The sequence below is a fragment of the Azospirillum sp. B4 genome (genome assembly GCF_000333275.1).
Lineage (GTDB): Bacteria > Pseudomonadota > Alphaproteobacteria > Azospirillales > Azospirillaceae > Nitrospirillum.
This window is the reverse complement of record NZ_BACU01000269.1, coordinates 1-3078: the sequence shown is the minus strand read 5'-3', so window position 1 is coordinate 3078 and position 3078 is coordinate 1. Positions and strand designations below refer to the sequence as shown.

The 3078-nt window shown below is 68.9% G+C and carries 2 protein-coding genes and 2 pseudogenes; all 4 read right to left on the bottom strand.

The window, feature by feature from the left end; genetic code table 11:
• Positions 1-227 (bottom strand): annotated as a pseudogene (locus tag I55_RS11795) (hypothetical protein); the annotation flags it as partial.
• Between the two features lie 301 nt (positions 228-528).
• Positions 529-1224: a YoaK family protein gene (locus tag I55_RS11790; RefSeq protein WP_044560753.1), complete on the bottom strand. Its 696-nt coding sequence runs from the start codon at positions 1222-1224 to the stop codon at positions 529-531.
• 4 nt (positions 1225-1228) lie between these two features.
• Complete coding sequence (locus tag I55_RS11785) at positions 1229-2662, bottom strand: alginate export family protein (RefSeq protein WP_083901038.1); 1434 nt, start codon at positions 2660-2662, stop codon at positions 1229-1231.
• Positions 2663-2746: 84 nt separating this feature from the next.
• Positions 2747-3078, bottom strand: a pseudogene (locus tag I55_RS11780) (glyoxalase); the annotation flags it as partial.

Genomic DNA, 3078 nt, shown 5'->3' with positions numbered 1-3078 from the left:
ATGCGCGCGCCGTAGGTGGACAGCGTCAGGCGGGCGATGTCGTTGGCGACGGTCAGGGTTTCAGTCTTCTCCCCGCCCGGGCCGGGCCCCCAGGGTGCCCGGTCGACGGCGGTGTGTTCGGCAGGGGCGTGTCCGGCGGGGGCGGCCAGGGCAGGGCTTCCCACCAACGCCGCCAGACAGACAGCCGCCATCACGGATCGGGCGAATCCCCGCTTGGTCCCGGTCATATTTCCTCCCGTTCATCGCCGTTCGGCATGTTACCGGTAACTATAGCGGCGGCAGGGAGGAAGCGCTAGCCGATGGCGAAGCCGGCCTGCCATCTTCCCCAGGCGGATAGCGAAGGGGAGGAAGACGCCAGGGCCGAAATGCAGGACATAGTCGTACCAGCGCTCCGCCGTGCGTCCTTGAAGGTCGTGGCCGTGGGCGCGCCGTAGGGGGCGAGGTCGGTGGCGAACTTGGCGCCCTTGCCGCCCGCCAGCTTGGAAGAGGCGATGTACCAGGACTGTGAGGCGGGGGAGGAGATTCTGCTTACCGTGCTGTTGGCGCCACGGGGCTAGCCTGGACATCGCCCGTCACCAGCGCGCCGATGAAGGCGATGACCGGGGGCACGACGAAGGCCCATTCGTGCACCACCAGGAACAGTCCGGCGGCGGCGGCGCAGCCGAACGCGAAGCCGATGACGCTGGCCGACATCTTGCCCAGGCGGCCCTTGGCCGCAGCCCGCGCCTCCCCTGACACGCCGCGCATCAGGTCGGCCAGGTCGATCATGATCTGGGTGGTGGTGCCGGTCATCAGGGTCGTGGGCGGCGTCGTGCTCATATGGGCGCGGTGCATGCCGTTCTGCAGGGCCATGGCGGTCACCAGCACCATGCCGGTGATGATGGCGGGCAGGGTGTCGCCGTTGTGGAAGGGGCCGAAATGGATGGCCAGGGCGGCGCCAGCGGCCAGCAGCAGCATCTTCAGCACCAGCAGCGTGCGCAGGATGGGGATTTGCCGCCGCTCCAGCCCCGCGCAGAGGAAGCGCGACAGGATCACCACCACGCAGAACACCGGCAGGGCCAGCAGCTTGGCGCCCGCACCCGACGTGCCCAGCACCAGCGAGGCGCCGAAGGTGACGAAGTTGCCGGTGACATGGGCGGTGAACAGGCCCTGCAGGGCCAGGAAACCGGCGGTGTCGACATAGCCGCCGTTGACGCTCAGCAGCACGGGTAAACCCTGTTTCATGGCCTCACCATCCCAGTTTCAGTTCGATGCCCAGATAGTCGCTGTCATGCCCGCCGGCCTGGCGCAGGGTGTCGCCGATGGCGTAGTGCACCGCCTCCACCGCCGTGGTCAGGTTGGCCGTCACGGCATAGTCCACGCGCAACTGGCCGTAGACGCCTGTCCACGGCGTCCCCCGGCCGGCGGTGCCGGCCACGGCGTTGCTGGGCTGGACATAGACGGCGTCGGCCGTCGTCTGCCGCCACAGCAGGCCCGCCGCCGTCATGACGCTGAGCTTGGGCAGCGGCTTCAGGGTCAGCGACGGCTTCAGGTGGATCAGGTTGGCATAACCGGTGTAACCCGCCAGCGCGAAATAATAGCCGTTGGGGAACAGCGGGTTGAAGGTGCCCAGCCGGCCGTCGCCCGGCCGGCCGTCGCCCGAGGCCGCGTCCGCCTGCAGGCCCAGGCGCGGCGTCCAGGCGACGTCGTCCAGCGTATAGCCGGTCAGGGCGCCGACCGCCCACGACCCCACCGACTTGGGCCCTACCGTGCCCCACTGGGCCATGCCCTCCACGTCCCAGTCGAAGCCGGCGGCGCCGCCGGCATAGCGCACATCGAAGATGTCGCGCCGCTCCAGCCCGCTGGCGTCGAGGTATTTGGCGGTGTCGTTCTGGTAGCGGGAATAATAGGCGGACAGCTCCCCCGGCCCCACCCCGGCATGCTCCACCCGGATGCCGCCATATTGCAGGTGGGTGTTGGAATAGTCGTCGAACGGTTCTCCGGTGCGGTACTGCACCGGATGGCTCCAGAAACTGATGACGCGCCAGGGGGCGGCCTCCACATTGACCCACACGGCATCGAAGGCCTGGCGCACGTTGGGCCCATCGCGGGTGGAGACGAAGCGCTGGCGGTCGAAGCCCATCTCCTGCCGGCCGGCGCGCACCTTCACGGTGACGCCATCGGTGAGGTCGCCGCTGTAGGCGACGAAGGCCTGGCGCAGGTCGGCCTGGTTCTGGTCGGCCGGGGTCAGGGTGGTCTTGTCGAACGCCCGCGCATCCTCGAACTGGCCGAACAGCTGCCAGTGGCCGTCGATGCGCAGGTCCAGGTGGGTCTGCAGGCGCTGGATGACATAGCTGTCGCCCTTGCGACCGCCGATGCCGAAGCCGGGCGCCTCGTTATCCTCGAACCGCTCCCGCAGGGTCAGGCCCAGCGACAGATAGGTCTGGGCATTGGTCGTATCCAGCGGGATGTACTTCAGCCCATCCATAGGCTGGGTACGCAGGGCGGGGTCGGCCAGGGCCGACCAATCCTCCTGCCAGCGGTTGGACTTGATGGCCGGCCGCTGGGTGACGGAGGGCGGGGCCGCCAGGGTGGCCTCGTCCGGGGTGTCCTCCTGCGCCCTGGCGCCGGCGGGGAACGCGCAGGCCAGGGCCAGGGTGCCCAGAGAAAGGGTGCAGGCCATCACGTGCCGATGGCGCGAGTGCTTCAGGACGTGCCGACGGCACGGGGATGTCGGACGGTGCCGTCGGCGGGTCATGGCGGATTCTTAGGACGCGCTGTGGATTTCGGCGATGTAGCCGCCGGGGAACTGGACCACCACGGCCTTGCGGTGGTCGGCGGTGTAGGGCTCAACCACCACGGTGACGCCGGCGGCCTTGGCCTTGGCCAGGGTCTCATCCAGGTTGGTCACCTCATAGCCCGTCATCTCCCGGCCATAGGGCCAGGGCAGGTGGCCATCGGTGACCAGCACGGTCAGCTTGCCGAAGGCGCTCTCGATCCGGACGCGGCGGTAGGTGTCGGTGGGGCGGCCGATCTCCACGCCCGGGGCCTTGGCGTCGTCGGATACCACCTTGCCATGGCTGAACGCCCACCAGTCCT